The organism is Pseudalkalibacillus salsuginis (genome assembly GCF_021646685.1).
GTDB lineage: Bacteria > Bacillota > Bacilli > Bacillales > Fictibacillaceae > Pseudalkalibacillus > Pseudalkalibacillus salsuginis.
Genome location: NZ_JAKJHW010000002.1, coordinates 199,998 through 217,531 on the forward strand (window position 1 = coordinate 199,998; position 17,534 = coordinate 217,531).

Below are 17,534 nucleotides of genomic sequence, written 5' to 3' on the forward strand. Positions count from 1 at the left end.
TTTCCATATTTTATATCGACAATTATCGACTTTTCTTTAGCATATTATTTAGAATTGTGTATTTCTCTTAGAATTCGAGCGTGATAAACTACAACTAGTAATTGAAATGGTATGGGGGTCATCTCTTGAAACAAGAACCAGTCATCAATCCTTATATCGCAATCGGTCTCGGAGTATTATCCATCTCTACTTCCGCCATACTAGTCAAGCTTTCTACAGCGCCTGCACCTGTGATCGCTACTTATCGCTTATTGTTTACAACGTTGTTGATGCTTCCTTTCATCTTTTTATATTTTAGAGAGGATTTCCAGAAGATTGAGATGAGGGATCTTCTCTTCTGCTTATTCTCGGGGATATTTCTAGCAATTCATTTCATCTTATGGTTCGAATCATTGAATTACACATCGGTGGCAAGCTCAGTCGTCCTTATCGCTTTACAGCCGATATTTGCCTTTGTTGGAACCTACATCTTTTTTAAAGAGAAGCTTTCCTTAAAAGCTTTTATCGGCGGAGGGTTGGCAATAAGCGGAAGTATCCTGATCAGCTGGGGAGATTTCAGGATGAGCGGAATGGCTTTGTTTGGGGATCTACTTGCACTGCTGGGGGCAGTTGCTGTAACCGTTTATTTTCTATTCGGCCAAACGGTGCGAAAACGCCTCCATCTGATGACATACACTTTCTTAGTCTATGGAATGGCGACAGGTACCCTATTCATCTATGATTTATCTCTCGGATACTCACTGGGACCTTATCCAGAGGGAGACTGGGTGTATTTCTTGCTTTTGGCGATCTTCCCTACATTGCTAGGACATACCATTTTCAACTGGGCTTTGAAACATGTAAGTACGAACGTTGTTTCCATGTCGATATTAGGAGAGCCTGTCGGGGCTTCGATCCTTGCCTATTTCATTTTGGATGAAACCGTTCGGCTAGAACAAATTACCGGTGGTGCGATCATCCTTTTTGGGATCTATGTTTTCTTAAAACGGAAGCGCCTCACCCTGAAAAGTGCTGATGGTGGTTTGAAGCAAAATGTCTAAGAATATCCTTCCTCTTATGATCGTGTTGATTGCATGGATTCTGTTAGGATATGCTTTTCAATCAAGAGGAAATTTCTGGGTTCTGTTTCCCCTTGTGCAAGGGGGATTGCTGCTTTTCGCTCTTGTAAAAGGAAAACTGTTGTTAAGAATCTTAAGTAAAAAACAGATTGCTATTGGTATTGGAAGCGGGATTTTACTCTTTGGACTTTTTGCCTTTGGAAAACTGCTGGTACTCGTGTTCATGCCTGGTTTATTTGAAGGATTGGAAAGTCTTTATGGATTGATTTCACCTGAAATATGGTGGCACACTCTCATCGTTTTCACGATCATTATTCCAGCTGAAGAATTCTTCTGGAGAGGTTATGTACAGAACCGGTTATCAGGGTCCGTAAGTTTCCGATTAGGTATATCCGTATTATTGTATGCTCTCGCTCATCTTGCATCTGGTAGCATCCTTCTAGCATGGGCAGCGCTGATTGCTGGTTTTACATGGGGCATCCTTTATGAAAAGACGAAGAACATCCTGGTCCCTCTACTTTCTCATTTGGCTTTCGACCTATTGTTGTTTCTCATTTTTCCTTTGATGTGAGACAGGCGGTTTAAATCTTGGTTTCAGATTTATTGACGAAGATAGCGGGTTTAACGACGAATCGACATATATGACCGACATGAAAAAAGGAGTGATCTATTAAAGGTTGTTCACCTTCGGATCATTCCTTTTTTGTATGGAATTCGATAGTCATGTTCCTTTATTGTTGAATGGTTAAAGGCAAGTACTTATTGATTTCGCGGATCGTTCCATCTTTGCGGTAAATGACATGTTCATAGCCTTTTTGCTGTGCTCGATACTTAGCCACTTCAATTGCATCCTGTTGGGTAAGATGCGTACTAGAGGATCGGTAATTCCCGTCTAAAATATTTGCCCACTTCTTTCCTCGCTTTACGGTTACAATCATTCTAGACATTTTCCCACATCCTTTATCAATTATTTTAAGGTACTTTTATCCTACCACAGCCTGGACTACTGTTGTATTGGGAAAGTAGGTTGAATTTCATGCAGAAAAACTGCGTATTTAATCATAGATTTTCCCAATTTTTTTTGGTTGTTGAGGTCTAAGGTTGGATTTTACCAACATAAAGACAGCGTGATGTGAAAACAAGCTGCCGTATCATCAGGTTGAAAAGTGATTCGGATTCCATCTGGAGTCAGGTTTGTCGTGAAATCAGTCACGACTCCTGTAGACTTGATCAAATTATCGACCTTTTCATTCTCGTTCAACTCTGCCGCTTTTTTCAGTAGTTGTGCAAATCCTTTCTTTTCTGCCACAGCTTCCAGAAACCCCTGTAGATCCCTTGCTGGCCGTAAAAAGCTTTTTGCAGAGTGCTTCATTTTCGTCACGTCTTCTGGATCGGTCGAGATTGGAAGTCGGGGTACCCATTCGCCCCAGCCAGAATAACCCACATCATAATCCCATTCTGAATTAGACAAGTGAATCACCGTCCTTTTCCACAATCTATTCAATCAGGGTTATCCTTGTTTCTTTTTCATACAAGCTTTTGAAATAATTCATCATTGATTTACACCAATAAAATTTCGATTTGCACCGATAAAATTCAGAATTCCACCGATAAATTTCCGAACTCCACCGATAAATGAGTTATGTCTATGTGTCAAACCAAAAAAAGAACCGTCCTGTTGGAACGGCTCTTGCATGGTTTAATTCACATCATAACCTTGATCTTCTACAGCGTCCTTCATTTGTGCTTCTGTAACTTTACCTTCTTCATATTTTACATATGCCTTACCTTGATTCAAGTCCACTTCTACATGGTTAACTCCATTCAATTCCTGCAACGCATTCGTTACTGACTGCTTGCAATGGTTGCAAGTCATTCCCTTAATTTCGAGTGTCTTTTCCATTTCCGTTCCTCCTATAAAATTTGTTTTTATAATTTCACTCTTTTTAGACGAAGAGAGTTACTTACTACTGAAACTGAACTGAATGCCATCGCCGCCCCAGCGACCCATGGGGCTAACAGACCGAGCGCGGCTACCGGTATGCCTGCAGAGTTATAAAATAATGCCCAGAATAGGTTTTGGCGTATATTCCTCATCGTCTTTTTACTGAGGGCTATCGCTTTAGTCAATAATGTCAGGTCTCCGCCGACAAGGGTGATATCTGCAGTTTCGATAGCAACATCCGTACCGGTCCCGATCGCAACCCCGATATCGGCAAGTGCCAATGCAGGCGCATCGTTGATCCCGTCGCCAACCATCATCACTTTTTTACCGTGGGACTGCAGTTCGCGTACCTTCTCAGATTTTTCTTCTGGCAGTACTTCAGCAAAAACACCTTCAATACCGATCTGATCAGCAATCGCTTTTGCAGTCCGTTCATTGTCTCCTGTAATCATGTAGACATCAATTCCCATTCGCTTCAACTGGTCCATTGCTGTTTTTGATGTTTCTTTGATCGTATCGGCCACCGCAACGAAAGCAACCAATTCCTGATTGGCCGCCATGAGCATGGCTGTTTTTCCTTCATGCTCCAATTTTTTAATCTCGCCTTCATATTCTGAAGTCTGGACGAGATGTTGTTCCATCAGTTTGCGTGTTCCGACAAGAACCTTGCGAGATGAGATATCTGCCACAATTCCATGTCCCGGTACTGCCTCAAAATGATCTGGTTCCAACATTTCAACCTGATGTTCCTCGCCATAAGCAACAATTGCATTTGCTAACGGATGCTCTGATCCCTTTTCAGCAGATACGAGCAAACTCAGAAAATCATTGTCCTCTTTCAATGGAATCCAATCCGTCACCTCAGGTTTCCCTTTTGTGATCGTCCCAGTCTTATCAAATAATACTGTATCGATTCGATGGGTACCTTCTAAAAACTCTCCGCCTTTGAAAAGGATTCCCTGTTCTGCACCTTTTCCTGTCCCGACCATGATCGAAGTCGGAGTAGCAAGACCTAACGCACAAGGACAAGCGATGACGAGTACAGCGATGGATGCTTCAAGTGCTGTAGTAAGCTGCCCTGGTGCTGCGAATAGATACCATATGAAGAAAACGACAACACTGATTGCTACGACAATCGGCACAAAAATGCCAGAAATGACATCGGCCATCCGTTGGATCGGAGCCTTGGATCCTTGTGCCTCCTCAACGATTTTGATAATGCCTGCAAGTGCCGTATCTTTACCAACCTTAGTCGCTTCAACCGTCAACGTGCCATTCTTGTTGATGGTCGAGCCGATTACGGAATCACCAATGTTTTTTTCAACTGGAATCGATTCACCTGTGATCATCGACTCATCGATTGAAGAACGTCCTTTCATGATTTCCCCATCCACGGGAATCTTTTCTCCTGGTTTTACAAGCAAATGGTCGCCGACACGAACTTGATCGACAGCTACTTTCCTTTCTACTCCATTTTCAATGAGGGTAGCATCCTTTGCCTGGAGATTGAGAAGTGATTTGATTGCTAGAGTCGTTCGGCCCTTCGCAAGAAATTCGAAATACTTACCTACTAAGATCAAAGTGATCAATATCGCACTCGTTTCAAAATACAATTGGGGATGGTAGCCCGGCCAGTAGGCACTCCTCAATGTTTCCAACAAGCTATAAAAGTAGGCCGCGGACGTACCTAACGCAACAAGCACATCCATATTGGCACTTTTATTTTTCAAGGCCCGATATGCTCCGACATAAAACGGGCCACCGATATAAAACTGCACTGGAGTCGCTAATGCGAATTGGACCCAGGGGTTCATCAAGAAATGGGGCACAGGAATTCCTGAAGTGAAAGGCAAATGCCCAAACATGGTATACAATAAAGGTGCAGAAAGCAAGATGGAGATCAATAACGTCCGTTGCTTTTTCTTCATTTCCCTGTCTTTCTTCTCTACTTTCGTACTTCTATCCTGTTTCACTTCTGCCTTGTACCCGAGCTTTTCGATTTTCTGAAGAATTTCTTCTTCACTAACAACCCCAGGCTGTATTTCGATTTTACCCGTCTCTGTTGTTAAATTGACGTTGATGCTTTGGATGCCATCCATTTTTCCAATCACCTTCTCGATACGGCTTGAACATGCTGCACATGTCATTCCTTGAATATCGAGTTCTAGTCCTTCAGTCGGCACATCGTAACCAAGCTTTTGGATCCTCTTGATGATGTCTTCGGTTTTCACCGAATGCGGATCATACTTGATCGTTGCTTCTTCAGTCGTCAAATTGACGGATGCATCCACACCATCCATTTTATTTAATACTTTTTCGATACGGCTTGAACAAGCCGAACAAGTCATACCTGTAATGGGTATTTTTTCGACTTGCCACGGTTTTTGTCTTTCTAGTGCTTCACTCATGTGTACACCTGCTTTTTATTTATGACTTTGAAAACTGTCTTACAATCTTCATCAATTCCTCAATATATTCATCGCCGTTACCCGATTCGATGGAATGTTTAACGCAAGTGTTCGCATGGCGTTCCATCAAAGAAAAACCCACCTGCTTTAGAGCAGAATTGATTGCTGAGATCTGGACAAGGATATCCATACAATAACGATCCTCTTCAACCATTTTGTTCAGTCCACGAACCTGGCCTTCTATTCGTTTAAGCCGATTTTTTATTTTGATCTTTTCATTTTCTGTTCTTGGAATGATTGGTGAATCATGTTCTTCCATCGTTCCACCTTCTTTCATGTTTTTCTTTACACTTCTTACTATACCCCCCTACAGTATATTATTCAAGTATTTTGTTTGTGAATTTGGATTTGAGAAGGAATTGACTCATGGGAAAGAAGCAAGGAAAAGTCCATCAGGCAAGCGATCGACTAGAAGTACTCGTCCTTTAAACCGATGTTGGAAGCCAAGGAAGGGTCGATCCGAGACAACATTGCCAGTGAGCGCAAGCGTCCTGGTTAACCACGAAGGTTACTGGAGGTCCGACGAGGATACCGCCGCTGCCGCTGGAAGACTGAAGTCATCCAAGTGGTTGGGCGATGGAGCTAGCATCGATACAAAATTTTTTATCTTTCAAAAAAGAAATGGGCATCTCCCCATTTCCTTCATCTTGGCCTGGCAACAATTCCATTATGGACTTTCATGTAACCATGCCTTAAAATGTCAAATCCTGATTGGTAAATATACAACCCCATTTGCCGTATATCCATTAACTCACGGTACGTATGGTTCATCACATCCGCCATGACACGATAATACATACGGGATTTCCATTGATTCCTTGGAGTTGTCATGATTACATACCCTCCCGGCTTCAAAAAACGGCGATGGAAATCAAGGATCTCTTCTTTATAAGCGTCCGGCACATGCTCGAGTAACCCAACGCTGATGACGATATCGAATTCCTTCCCGTATTTCAAGTTACGAATATCCTCTACGACATAATCGATGCTCATCTGGTGTTTATACCATACTCTTGGGCTTCCGGTCTGAGGATTCGTCCCTAAGAAAGGATATGTATCTGGAAACTCAGCGAATCGGTTCGTCTTACAGAAAAGATCATAATCAACCATGACTACTTGTCCACCTGGGTACATCGCCTGCAGCTGCATCGCCTCGTATCCTTCTGCAGCACCAAGGAATAGAATGTTTGGCTTCTCAACATCAAGCCCTTCGAACAAAGCTTTTTTTCCTCTCGGATCCCAAATGCCGTCTTCGATACGGTGGATATAATTCCAGAGAGAAAGGCGGATCAGTTCCCCAACACTTTCTTGGATCTCATGCTTTTTGAATTGTTTAAGGTGGTTTATAAGATTTTCTTTTGCCTTGCTACGTTCTTTAGGCACATCTTTTACAAACCATTCATGGAAGGATCGGTTGAAATATTCCCAAGACGTTTTAACCGGCATTGTTTGTTGGTGTTCTCTTTCCCAATTGGTCCGATCGACCGATATTGTCTTTATTTCGTAAGGCTTACCCACCTCTTTCCATGACAGCTTCGACCAATCTTTTACGAGATCAGCGTTAATAAATCTGTCAGCTAATTCATTTCCAGGATTCCTTAGATCGATACGATAACTGGACAACACTTCTGTACTATCAAAATCCTTTTCACCATAAGGCATTCTTGATGTCTTTTCTTCCATATGAATGACCGCCATATTGATTCCCCCGTCCATCACGTTCTTAAATTCCATATTACACACAGCATATAAAACGAGTCAATGGATATTTTGGAATCTTCTGACTATTATTCGTTTTCACCGTTTTCGGGTGAAGACCCGGAAGATGATGAAAGCTGCTAGCATGATAGCTGTTAACATAGCGGTATTTTTTACAAGTGGAACATCTGTATGCTCGACTGCAATCCCAATATACGTCCAAATAAACACAAGGGGAAAGATCAAATCGTTATTTTTAAAGGAAAAGAAAATGGCTATGAAAGCACCTGCAACTATCAAGATGGACGTCCATGACATTTCAGAGAGCCCCCATAGCCCCCAGTTGTTGTAATCGAGGATGATGCTCGCATTGATGATGGTCGCTATTGAAACCCACCCAAGGTATACAGAAAATGGCAAACGATCCATCAACCGGCGTCCAGACGAATGTTGGATCTTAAAATAAAGGATGATCAGCGATACTAATAAGCCGATCATGACAACAATCGTCCATTTGAAGTATCCATAATACCATAGAACGACCCAGATCGTATTCAACAATGAGCTTAATACAAACCAAAGACCTGCCTTTTGAAATACGTTATGGTTCACGCTTTTCGGAAACAACAGATAAACAAGCCAAACTGCTAATAAAGTATAAATGACAGACCAGAGGGAGAAAACATACCCAGCAGGGGTAAATAATACACCGAAACGTGCAGAGATCTCCCCTGTGGATTGACCGTTCAAGGGTCGGATGTTCCTATAGGCATTTACACCGATCATCAATAGATAAGATAGTACAGACAGTATGTATAAAACGATTGCTTTTTTGTTCATTTTATCACCTACCTCTTACATACCTCTGACAAGTATGTCTTAGTCTCCCTTTCCCTCTACCCCATGTAAAATCATCTGAATCGTTTCTTCAATCGCCTGTTCCAAGTCCCAGTCGTTTTCAGGAAATAGGATGAACCTCCCGAACAATAAACCCATAATGGATGTAGCAGTAAATCGGATAATCGACTTCGGCGGCAGGTTGATCAATTCACCCTTTTCCTGGAATGGGATGATGATTGACTCAATCCTTGACACTACCTGGTCCATGACCTTTCGGCTAAAATGCTGTCTTAACTCAGGATGGAAAGGTATTTCCTGGATCATGATCTTTACCACAGATAAATGTTCTTTTATGAAAGTAATTCGATTGTGAAATAAGGCTCTTACAAATTCCTCATAAGAATTGAATTCCTGTTTGAACACCTTATGAAAATCCTTTACGATCAAAGGTGCCATGAACTTCGCCATCACCGGCGCAACAATTGACAGCAGCAAATCCTTTTTTGTTTTATAGTGCCGGAATATCGTTCCCTCCGCCACCCCCGCTTTCTTTGCAATCTCTGAGGTAGACGAAGCAGCATAGCCTTTTTCTGCGAATACTTCTATCGATGCGATCAGAATCTTTTTTTGTTTTCCGCTCATCTTTTCTTCATCCATCAATGAGAAAAAATCATCCGCCCATTTGTTTAAATCCATACGAGTAACTCCTTTATCGAACTTTACTGTTTGTCTACATATTCTTGGTTTCGTCTAAATAGTCGATACTCCTATCAAAAGCTGCGGTATTTTCGTAGCGCCAGAATGTTTGCTGCTGAAAAGAGCAATGAAAACCCAAATAAAACAGCCAGATTTATCGCAATCTCCTCAAAACCTAGTCCCCTTATCATAACATCCCGCAGCGCATCTGCTGCATAGTAGAGCGGAGTGATCGGGCCAATCCAGCTGACCAAATCCGATATAGCCTCTAAATCGAACAATCCTGAAAAGAAAACTTGGGGCACAATCACAATTGGAATAAATTGAATGATCTGCAATTCATTATGAGCGTATGTTGATAAAAGTGTTCCGAGCGATAATGCCGTAAAAGCACAGAGCAAGGTCACAGCCAGAACCCAGATGAAATCTCCAATCATTAGAAGGTCGAGGACATAAATCGAATAAATGACGATCAGAGTGGATTGGATCAGCGTGAAAAAGCCGAACCCCAACAGATACCCGATAACGATCTCTGATTTTTTGACTGGGCTCCCCATCAATCTCTCTAATGTTCCTCCTGTTCTTTCTCTTAAAAACGAAACACCAGCGATCAAGAATACGAAAAAGAATGCGAAGAAACCGATCAATACTGGTCCAAAGTTATCAAAGCTTGTCATGTCTTCAGTACCATAGAAGTATTCCACATCAGGCTTCATTTTTTGACCAGGTGACTGAATAGCTTGTTGGACAATATTCAATACCATCTGATTTGTTCCAGGATCACTACCTTCAAGAACGATTCTCGGTTGATTATCCTCTAACGTAATCCAAGCGTCCAAACTGCCTTCCCTGAATTTTTGTTCAGCATCTCCTTGGTCCATTTCACTCACGGTAATTTTCTGCTCTTTCAAGAGCTCTTTTACCGGTTCAGGCACTTGCTCGATTCCGATCGATGGGACAGAATCTTCCCCATTGAATACGAGGGAGATGATCGTCAAGATCAGTAACGGCGCAACAAGCATCATCGCCAGTGTCCTTTTATCATGGAAGAATTGTTTGATAATCCGGACGGTGATTGCTTTAACCCTCATATTTCCCACCTCCATGATATAAAAAGACTTCTTCGATCGTTTCGGATTCCGTCTCTTCTTTTAATGAATCTGGACTTCCCACAGCAATGATCGCTCCCTCTCTCATCATCGCCAAACGATCGCATTTGTCAGCTTCATCCATGACATGTGTCGTCACAAGAATCGTCATCCCTTTTTCCTTCAGCTTGTAAAGCTCATTCCAAATCGACTGCCTAAGAACAGGATCTATTCCAACTGTCGGTTCATCCAACAAAATCAATTTCGGCTCGTGCAGCAATGCGACTGCCAGAGATAACCTCCTCTTCATTCCTCCCGAATAATTACGTACCACCTTCTGTTTGTATGCGGTGAGATCGACCAGCTCCAGTACTTCCTCCATCCGCTCTTTTTGCTTCTTTCCTTTCATCCCGTACATGGCAGAAAAGAACTTAAGGTTTTCAAGTCCTGTAAGGTCGTGGTAAAGGCCATCGGTCTGTGCCATATATCCAATCTGGCGGATCAACCTATGGGATGGCATCTTTTCGTTAAATAGACGAAGTTCTCCACTGGTAGGCTTTTCTATTCCAGCAATCATTTTTACAAGAGTCGTTTTTCCAGCCCCTGATGGTCCTAGCATTCCAAAAATCTCCCCGTTTTGCACTTCCAATGATGTTTTCTTTATGACAGTCGTACTTCCGAACGCTTTAGTCAAGTCCGTCAGTTCGATCACCATTGTATTGTCCATGACTTATCCACCTCTCCGGATAAAAAATGAGTGATTACTCACTTCAAAATATTCGTTATTATCCCAATGATTCCTCTTTGTTTTGCAATCTTTCCCCTCTGTCTTGCAAAACAGTAAAAAAGTATTATCTTTTAAACGAACAAAAGCACCCGTTTCAACGGATGCTTTCTAATCCAATTATTGATTGTCCACTGCTGTATCGAGTGCAACCTCGATCATTTCATTGAATGTTTCTTGTCTTTCTTCTGAAGTAGTCGATTCCCCTGTAAAGACGTGGTCGCTGACTGTCAGGATAGACAGGGCTTTTACCCCGAACTTGTTCGCTAATGTATATAATGCTGATGTTTCCATTTCGACTGCAAGGACTTGATAATCTGCTAATTTTTTCGCCAGATCCAATGTGTCATTGTAGAAGGTATCACTTGTGAACACATTACCGACCTTTACTTCTAATCCGTGTTCCACTGCGTTTTCATATGCGCTATGAAGGAGGTCGAAATTAGCCGTAGGAGAATAATCGATTCCGAAACGGTGCTGATTGGATGATGAATCTGTTGACGCTGACATTGCAATGATGACATCACGAACTTTTACATCCTTTTGGAAAGCACCACATGTGCCGACACGGATCAGATTCTTCACACCGTAATGATCCATCAACTCATGTGCATATATTGAAATGGACGGGATCCCCATCCCCGTTCCCTGGACAGAAATACGCTTCCCTTTATAGGTTCCAGTGAATCCAAGCATGCCTCTGACTTCATTATAACAAGTCACGTCCTCTAAAAATGTTTCCGCAATATACTTCGCTCTAAGCGGATCTCCTGGAAGCAAAATCGTTTCTGCAATTTCGCCTTCTTTGGCCCCTATATGAATACTCATAAAATCATTCCTTCCTCTGAAATCTTATTCAATGCTGTAGCTGCTGTTCTGACGAACCAATGCAATACTCCATTATTATAGAGCTTGGTCGTCAATAGAATCAAGCCACTTTTCAATTTCAGAAACAACAGATTGTACACAAGTTTTTTCGAAAGGGGACTGGAGGTTGGCAACATTCACAAGCTCCGTAAATGATTTACTTCCTCCTTGTTTACATAAATGAAGGTATTCTTCCCACGCCAGGTCTTTGTTTTCGTTTGCTTTTCTCCAAAATTGAAGTGCACAGATTTGAGCCAATGTATAGTCGATATAATAAAAAGGAGTCCTGAAAATATGACCCTGTTGATGCCAGAATCCACCTCGTTCCAAGTAGTCATTTTCTGTAAAATCACGGTGCGGGAGATAATTCCGCTCGATTTTCCTCCAGGCAGATTTCCGTTCAGCAGGTGATGCATCTGGATTCTCGTAGACGTAGTGTTGAAATTCATCCACTGCAACTCCGTATGGAATGAACATCAATGCCCCGCTTAAATGGCTGAACTTGTATTTTCCCGTGTCCTCTTCAAAGAATAATTCCATCCATGGCCATGTGAAAAACTCCATGCACATTGAATGGATCTCCGCAGCTTCATAGGTCGGAAAACTATATTCTGGTACAGATAAATGCCTGCTGGAATATACCTGGAATGCATGGCCTGCTTCATGGGTCAGAACATCAATGTCATGGGAAGTACCCACGAAATTAGAAAAGATGAACGGCGCTTTATACTTGCTTATATAGGTGCAATATCCACCCGAACGTTTCCCGCGTTTACTGACGAGGTCCATAAGCTCATTCTCATTCATGAATTGAAAGAATTCATCCGTTTTAGTAGAAAGCTCCGCATACATCTTTTTACCATTTTCAATGATCCATTCTGGGTTTCCTTTTGGAGTAGGATTGCCTGTTTTAAAACTGAAAGGCAAGTCATAATAGGCCAACCTGTCAAGGCCGATCCGCTTTTTCTGCCGTTCATATAATTTCTGGGTGATCGGAATGATATAATCCTTTACCTGATCACGGAACACACTTACCTCGTTAGCTGTGTAGTCCGTCCTGGTCAATCGATCATATCCTAGCTGTACGAAGTTATCATAACCTAGTTTTCTCGCAATCTCTGTTCTTACCTTTACAAGCTGATCGTAAATATCATCAAGCATAGCTTCATTTTTAACGAAGAATCCATATCGGGCTTCGCTTGCGCGTTTTCTCATGTTCCGGTCTTTCGATTGTATGAAAGGACTCATCTGTGCTAACGTCCGTTCCTCCCCTTCAAACTCGATCTTTGCAGAAGCAATCAACTTGGAATACTCTGAAGCCAGCTTGTTTTCTTTCTTCAAATCGCCAACAATTTCATCAGAAAAGGTTTTTAACGATAGTTCTGCGATCTTGAAAAGCTGGGGTCCCCATTCCCTTTCCAGTTCGGATCGAAATTTTGAATCAACAAGCTTTTTATAAAACTTGGATATGTATCCTTCATAGATTGGGGAATTTTCATCAAAGAAGTCATGTTCTTCTTTATAATACGCATCATTCGTATCAATCGTATGCCGTATATGGCAGATATTCATCATCGACTCGAACTCATTACGGAGCTCGACGATATTTCCAAGCTGTTGATTCTGTTCTGCGAAACTGTCAGCTTGTTCGAATTCTTTCAATATAGAAAAGAACGCATGTTTAAATTTTTCCATATCAGGTCTTTCATACTTATAATCTGAAAATTTCATATACGAAGTCTCCTTTTTTCAAATTGCCAGTCCATATGTCTTTCTAGATTCCATCGTGAAAACCTTTTATTCTTCCTTTGCCTCACCTTTCCTCCAGGAAGAATCCGTATCATAATAATAAAGTCTAGGGAGCCTTGAGTATACCCAATGATCATGGAAAAGAGATACTGTTACAAATGCGAGCATCTGCCAATCTAACCCCTTCATAGCCTTCACCCTTCCCGCCCTGTTCCTTCCATCCTATGATTCTTACAGGATGTCTCATAAATGTATTTTTAAAAATATGTTTCTAGGTATAATAGATGGTGGTTGACAGTAATAGGGGAACCATAATAAGTGGGAGTTTGAGGTTATTAGGTGGACGTATAATAAAATAACCGTTTATTTAGCCTTGCCTTTATCAATAATCCATTACAAAACACTTTATGCGAAAGTACAAGAGCACCTTATGCCGATTTCAATATAAATTGCTGTCTTACCAATCGGAGAAATGGATGAAGATGGGCTGGCTTATAAGGGTCTCACACTGTTGTTATTGGACAGCCCCTTTTTCATGATTACTGCGTTTTTAGTGTAGAAATAATGAACCGATGTTCATTCAATTCAATGTACGCTTCTTTTTCGAGTAAATCTTCAATCTCCATCAATTCATTTAAATGAGATTCGATGTTGAAGTTCGGTACTTGCCACGGAACCGCCTTCAAGTAATAAAGAATTGCTCCAATGTCATAAAAACGGCAGTAAGGAAACGATTCTTTTGCTGAAGTTATTGAAAAGCCAGCACTTTTCAGTTCTTTCTCAGCATATTCCAAGTCCCAATACCCATACCCAAAGTCCTCATCCTCTCCTAAGAGGACATTCAGTCGATTAATGTCCTGGCCTCCGACTTGCTGGGTGATGAAGTGCCCTCCTGGTTTCAGAACACGGTATATTTCTTCAACCGAGTATGCCTCATGTTTGTTGATGATCAAGTCAAAGTAATCATTTTCGAAGGGCAGCTTATTGTCCTCTGCAACTTCAAATACCTCTACACCGATCGAATTCAACCTCCCTTTTGCAATCGGAATATTAGGTGGATACCCTTCAGTTGCATAAGTGGTCTCCGGCAATGGTTGAAACGTAGAAAGCAATTCTCCCCCGCCTGTCCCCAAATCCAACATACAATGTGCTTTCCTGATAAGTGGTAAAACTGTACTTCCATAGCTCCAGGGAAGAGGCTCTGAACTGACCCTCTCTGATTTTGAAAGGAACGAAAAATCCCACCCGGAAAACGGTTTTTTCGATAAGTCTATGTAATAATCGAGTTTTTCTTTCTTATTCATAAGCTTACTTACACTACTTTCTTATCAGATTATGGACGTTTGTTTTCAGGCTGTTTCAGCCAGTAACGTATGCCACGTCCGGCATTGGTTCGTCGTTGTATCTCGAAATGATATGGAAGTGAGCATGAAAGATGAACTGATTAGAAGCCTCTCCGACATTCCATCCCAACGTAAAACCGTCAGGATTGAACGTCTCTTCGATATATCCCTTCAATTTCTGAAGGAGATCATGTGTCGCCTCCCACTCTTCCTTACTAAGTTCGAATACATCTTTTCGATGAGCCTTAGGAACAATCACCCCTGCCCCTTCCAGGACCTCCTGATGGTTCGAATGTTGTAGGAAATAGCAGAATTCATTCTCAAAAACAATATTTTGACCAGGATCTTTACATGGATTACAAAACGGACAATCCTCCATATAAACCACCTCTCTTGGTCCTGTTCTACTTATTTCGATTTAGAAGATAGGATTCCTGTCCACACCAATATAGAAAAGCGTAAACGCCCTGGTTAACTGGAAGTCCGGTGAGGAGCCTCGAACCAAATAAAGTTCGGTTCTGCGTGGGCAACATCTTAAGTAGCACTTCAATGTGTCGACTGCCGCAGAGGACTGAAGTGATCCAAGTTGTTGGGCGATGGAGCTAGACATCACTTCATCGAAACAAAATTTTTTACTCCCTTATCCTTTATAAAAGCCTGGAAAATGTGGTTAATGTCAGACTCAAGTATCTTATGATCGTGTTTTTACCATGTCTGAGGAATGTACGGAAACCCTATAGTCGTCAAACCAACCTAAAATTTGTTCCAGCCGTGCAACCCTCATTGCTGGGTCTCCAGAGCGTGATAAATTATGATCCGCTTCAGGAAAACGAACAAAGCGTGTCGTCTTGTTTTGTTGCTTCAAAGCAACGAATAATTGCTCTGCTTGCTCAATTGGACATCGGTAATCCTTCTCTCCATGTAAGATGAGAAGTGGCGTTTCGATTTTTTTGACAAGTCTTATCGGAGAGTGGTGCCATAGCATTTCTGGATTGTCCTCCATATGGGCACCTATCTCCCACTGGGTAAAGAAATACCCGATATCACTTACACCGTAAAAACTATGCCAGTTACAAATGGAGCGTTGTGTAACAGCAGCTTTGAATCGATTTGTATTCCCGACGATCCAGTTGGTCATGAATCCTCCGTAACTTCCACCGGTGACAAATAACTGCTCTGGGTCGATCCATTCATAACTTTCTAAAACATGATCAACTCCTGCCATAAGGTCTTCATAGTCTCCACCGCCATAATCACCACAACAAGCATTGACAAAGTTTTGCCCATACCCATGGCTTCCCCTGGGATTCAAGTACAAAACAGCATATTCCTTTGATGTCAACACCTGGAACTCGTGAAAAAAAGTATTCCCATACATCATGTGTGGTCCGCCATGGATCTCCAGGACCAGCGGATATTTGTTACTTTTTTTAAATTTATGCGGTTTTAGAATCCATCCATGAATAACAAGACCATCCTGGCTCGGAAACTGGACCGGCTCCGGGACGGATAACATGGTATTATCCAACATCGATTTATTATGAAAAGTGAGAGGTTCTTCTTTTAGACTATTGATATCATGACGGACGAGATCCCCTGGGTGGGTCGGTGTACTTAGAGCAAGGTACACATCTTTCCTGTTGTCATCGATAGCATACTGGAAGATATGACGGTCTCCTTCCACAATCTTATCAACATTTCCAAATAAATCGATTGAATAGAGTTCTGTGTTACCGAACTCGCTTGCTAAAAAGTAGAGCACCTCACTATTGCTGCTCCAGCGCAAGTCCGGTGATGGTTCGACAGCTTGCAAATCACTGATCATCATATCCCCGACCTGGAGATCGAGTTTTTCAGTCAGGCATTGAGTGGTACTATACTCCCGATCATAAATGAAAATTTCGTTGTACGTTGCTCCGCCATATCGCTGATCATGACCGACATAAGCAATGTACCGCCCGTCTGGTGAACATAGCGGATGAGTATATGTTCCATCAGTTTCTGATATTCTTAGAGGGGTACCATCAACTTCACAATAATAAATGCTGGATCGACGGTATGACCCTGGAACATCTTCTTCAAATTTCGAAAAGACGATTGCCTGGCCATCAGGTGTAAAGTTGGCATTCAGATGATCATGATCCCCTTCAGACAACCTATTGATTTTCCGATCCTGTAACGATATTTCACTGATATGACCATAGGATTGAGAGGTTAACGCCGCCTTCCCGTCGGCCTTGTATTTCAATTTGTCAACCACGATCGGCTTAGGTTCTTTTTTATCCTTCTTCTCTACAGTGTATTGATAAAGGACTGATTTTCCTTCTGGATGCCATGAAGGGTTGGACACACCATTTTCTTCATCAGTAAGTTGCTGTGGCTCACCGCCTTCAGTCGAAATCAGCCACACTTGGTTTCTTCCGGAGCGACTTGATAAAAACAGCAATGACGAACCATCTGGAGACCATCTCGGGTATGAATCCATATAACTACCGCTCGTCCATCGTACAGGTTTTTTCGTCCCGATATTCAACAAATATATGCTTGATTGATACTTCTTTTGGTCATTGATTTCTTTTACAACATAGGCCAGGCGGTTTCCATCGGGAGACAATTGTGGATCACTGACAAATTTCAAGTTGTATAGATCGTCAATTTCAATACTATTTAATTGATCCATATTTCATCCTCCTTCGAAATCTTTATGATTTCATCTTCGGATCGAACGCATCTCATAATCAATCACCAACAAAGTTAAAAGCTAAAACAGTAATCAGAATCATTACTCCAGGGAAAATCGGTCACCATGGAGGTGTATTCATAACCCAACTTGATTTGCTTATCAAATGTTCGAATTTTCGAACTTTTTGAATTATTTTAAAAATATTATAAAATTAACCAAACAAACATTCAAGGTATTTTCAAATAATATAGGTAAATGAGCTGAGAATCCTTTTAAAATCAACACTTTTTAAGCATAAAAAGAAGATGCAAAAAA

The 17,534-nt window shown here is 41.6% G+C and carries 17 protein-coding genes and 1 pseudogene; 2 read left to right on the forward strand and 16 right to left on the reverse strand.

Features of this window, described 5'->3' with window-relative positions:
- The first annotated feature begins 125 nt into the window (after positions 1–125).
- Positions 126–1,040 (forward strand): DMT family transporter, encoded by a 915-nt coding sequence (locus tag L1611_RS06120; RefSeq protein ID WP_236312220.1) that lies wholly within the window; start codon positions 126–128, stop codon positions 1,038–1,040.
- Positions 1,033–1,629: a CPBP family intramembrane glutamic endopeptidase gene (locus L1611_RS06125; protein WP_236312221.1), complete on the forward strand. Its 597-nt coding sequence runs from the start codon at positions 1,033–1,035 to the stop codon at positions 1,627–1,629. The genes L1611_RS06120 and L1611_RS06125 overlap by 8 nt, the downstream gene beginning before the upstream one ends.
- Positions 1,630–1,789: 160 nt before the next feature.
- On the opposite strand, the gene L1611_RS06130 is transcribed toward L1611_RS06125, so the two are convergent.
- From L1611_RS06130 to L1611_RS06205, 16 genes and pseudogenes are all read right to left on the reverse strand, one after another.
- Entirely contained in the window at positions 1,790–2,005 is a 216-nt protein-coding gene (locus L1611_RS06130) for a DUF2188 domain-containing protein (protein ID WP_236312222.1), read from the reverse strand.
- Between the two features lie 161 nt (positions 2,006–2,166).
- Positions 2,167–2,529, reverse strand: coding sequence for a YuzC family spore coat inner layer protein (locus L1611_RS06135; RefSeq protein WP_236312223.1), 363 nt, complete (start codon positions 2,527–2,529; stop codon positions 2,167–2,169).
- Between the two features lie 228 nt (positions 2,530–2,757).
- Positions 2,758–2,961, reverse strand: coding sequence for a copper chaperone CopZ (gene copZ / locus L1611_RS06140; protein WP_236312224.1), 204 nt, complete (start codon positions 2,959–2,961; stop codon positions 2,758–2,760).
- A 26-nt stretch (positions 2,962–2,987) separates the two neighbouring features.
- Positions 2,988–5,411, reverse strand: a complete 2,424-nt coding sequence (locus tag L1611_RS06145) for a heavy metal translocating P-type ATPase (protein WP_236312225.1) — start codon at positions 5,409–5,411, stop codon at positions 2,988–2,990.
- 19 nt (positions 5,412–5,430) lie between these two features.
- A complete protein-coding gene (locus L1611_RS06150) occupies positions 5,431–5,730 on the reverse strand; it encodes a metal-sensing transcriptional repressor (protein WP_225065804.1) in 300 nt (99 codons plus the stop codon).
- A 383-nt stretch (positions 5,731–6,113) separates the two neighbouring features.
- Complete coding sequence (locus L1611_RS06155; protein WP_236312226.1) at positions 6,114–7,205, reverse strand: class I SAM-dependent methyltransferase; 1,092 nt, start codon at positions 7,203–7,205, stop codon at positions 6,114–6,116.
- A gap of 63 nt (positions 7,206–7,268) precedes the next feature.
- The gene (locus L1611_RS06160) at positions 7,269–8,009 is read right to left on the reverse strand and encodes a TspO/MBR family protein (RefSeq protein WP_236312227.1); all 741 of its coding nucleotides are present in this window, start codon (positions 8,007–8,009) and stop codon (positions 7,269–7,271) included.
- Positions 8,010–8,048: 39 nt separating this feature from the next.
- Positions 8,049–8,705 carry a TetR/AcrR family transcriptional regulator gene (locus tag L1611_RS06165; RefSeq protein WP_236312228.1) on the reverse strand — a complete coding sequence of 219 codons (657 nt, stop codon included), beginning with the start codon at positions 8,703–8,705 and terminating at the stop codon, positions 8,049–8,051.
- Positions 8,706–8,779: 74 nt separating this feature from the next.
- Positions 8,780–9,796, reverse strand: a complete 1,017-nt coding sequence (locus L1611_RS06170) for an ABC transporter permease (protein ID WP_236312229.1) — start codon at positions 9,794–9,796, stop codon at positions 8,780–8,782.
- A complete protein-coding gene (locus L1611_RS06175) occupies positions 9,786–10,520 on the reverse strand; it encodes an ABC transporter ATP-binding protein (RefSeq protein WP_236312230.1) in 735 nt (244 codons plus the stop codon). Before L1611_RS06175 ends, L1611_RS06170 begins: the two co-directional genes overlap by 11 nt.
- Positions 10,521–10,697: 177 nt before the next feature.
- A complete protein-coding gene (gene deoD, locus L1611_RS06180) occupies positions 10,698–11,405 on the reverse strand; it encodes a purine-nucleoside phosphorylase (RefSeq protein WP_236312231.1) in 708 nt (235 codons plus the stop codon).
- Between the two features lie 75 nt (positions 11,406–11,480).
- Positions 11,481–13,175: a M3 family oligoendopeptidase gene (locus L1611_RS06185; RefSeq protein WP_236312232.1), complete on the reverse strand. Its 1,695-nt coding sequence runs from the start codon at positions 13,173–13,175 to the stop codon at positions 11,481–11,483.
- 66 nt (positions 13,176–13,241) lie between these two features.
- Positions 13,242–13,382, reverse strand: coding sequence for a hypothetical protein (locus tag L1611_RS06190; RefSeq protein ID WP_236312233.1), 141 nt, complete (start codon positions 13,380–13,382; stop codon positions 13,242–13,244).
- A gap of 350 nt (positions 13,383–13,732) precedes the next feature.
- Positions 13,733–14,497, reverse strand: coding sequence for a class I SAM-dependent methyltransferase (locus tag L1611_RS06195; protein ID WP_236312234.1), 765 nt, complete (start codon positions 14,495–14,497; stop codon positions 13,733–13,735).
- A gap of 29 nt (positions 14,498–14,526) precedes the next feature.
- Positions 14,527–14,915, reverse strand: a pseudogene (locus L1611_RS06200) (HIT family protein).
- 312 nt (positions 14,916–15,227) lie between these two features.
- On the reverse strand, positions 15,228–17,216 hold the full coding sequence (locus L1611_RS06205) for a S9 family peptidase (protein WP_236312235.1): 1,989 nt from the start codon (positions 17,214–17,216) through the stop codon (positions 15,228–15,230).
- Positions 17,217–17,534: the final 318 nt, after the last annotated feature.

What these genes read in the sequence shown, in the direction of transcription:
- L1611_RS06155 (WP_236312226.1), bottom strand. Translation starts at nt 7,205, where the DNA reads ATGGAATTTAAGAACGTGATGGACGGGGGAATCAATATGGCGGTCATT.
- L1611_RS06160 (WP_236312227.1), bottom strand. Translation starts at nt 8,009, where the DNA reads ATGAACAAAAAAGCAATCGTTTTATACATACTGTCTGTACTATCTTAT.
- L1611_RS06190 (WP_236312233.1), bottom strand. Translation starts at nt 13,382, where the DNA reads ATGAAGGGGTTAGATTGGCAGATGCTCGCATTTGTAACAGTATCTCTT.
- L1611_RS06170 (WP_236312229.1), bottom strand. Translation starts at nt 9,796, where the DNA reads ATGAGGGTTAAAGCAATCACCGTCCGGATTATCAAACAATTCTTCCAT.
- L1611_RS06185 (WP_236312232.1), bottom strand. Translation starts at nt 13,175, where the DNA reads ATGAAATTTTCAGATTATAAGTATGAAAGACCTGATATGGAAAAATTT.
- copZ (WP_236312224.1), bottom strand. Translation starts at nt 2,961, where the DNA reads ATGGAAAAGACACTCGAAATTAAGGGAATGACTTGCAACCATTGCAAG.
- L1611_RS06125 (WP_236312221.1), top strand. Translation starts at nt 1,033, where the DNA reads ATGTCTAAGAATATCCTTCCTCTTATGATCGTGTTGATTGCATGGATT.
- L1611_RS06150 (WP_225065804.1), bottom strand. Translation starts at nt 5,730, where the DNA reads ATGGAAGAACATGATTCACCAATCATTCCAAGAACAGAAAATGAAAAG.
- L1611_RS06195 (WP_236312234.1), bottom strand. Translation starts at nt 14,497, where the DNA reads ATGAATAAGAAAGAAAAACTCGATTATTACATAGACTTATCGAAAAAA.
- L1611_RS06175 (WP_236312230.1), bottom strand. Translation starts at nt 10,520, where the DNA reads ATGGACAATACAATGGTGATCGAACTGACGGACTTGACTAAAGCGTTC.
- L1611_RS06145 (WP_236312225.1), bottom strand. Translation starts at nt 5,411, where the DNA reads ATGAGTGAAGCACTAGAAAGACAAAAACCGTGGCAAGTCGAAAAAATA.
- L1611_RS06205 (WP_236312235.1), bottom strand. Translation starts at nt 17,216, where the DNA reads ATGGATCAATTAAATAGTATTGAAATTGACGATCTATACAACTTGAAA.
- L1611_RS06130 (WP_236312222.1), bottom strand. Translation starts at nt 2,005, where the DNA reads ATGTCTAGAATGATTGTAACCGTAAAGCGAGGAAAGAAGTGGGCAAAT.
- L1611_RS06165 (WP_236312228.1), bottom strand. Translation starts at nt 8,705, where the DNA reads ATGGATTTAAACAAATGGGCGGATGATTTTTTCTCATTGATGGATGAA.
- deoD (WP_236312231.1), bottom strand. Translation starts at nt 11,405, where the DNA reads ATGAGTATTCATATAGGGGCCAAAGAAGGCGAAATTGCAGAAACGATT.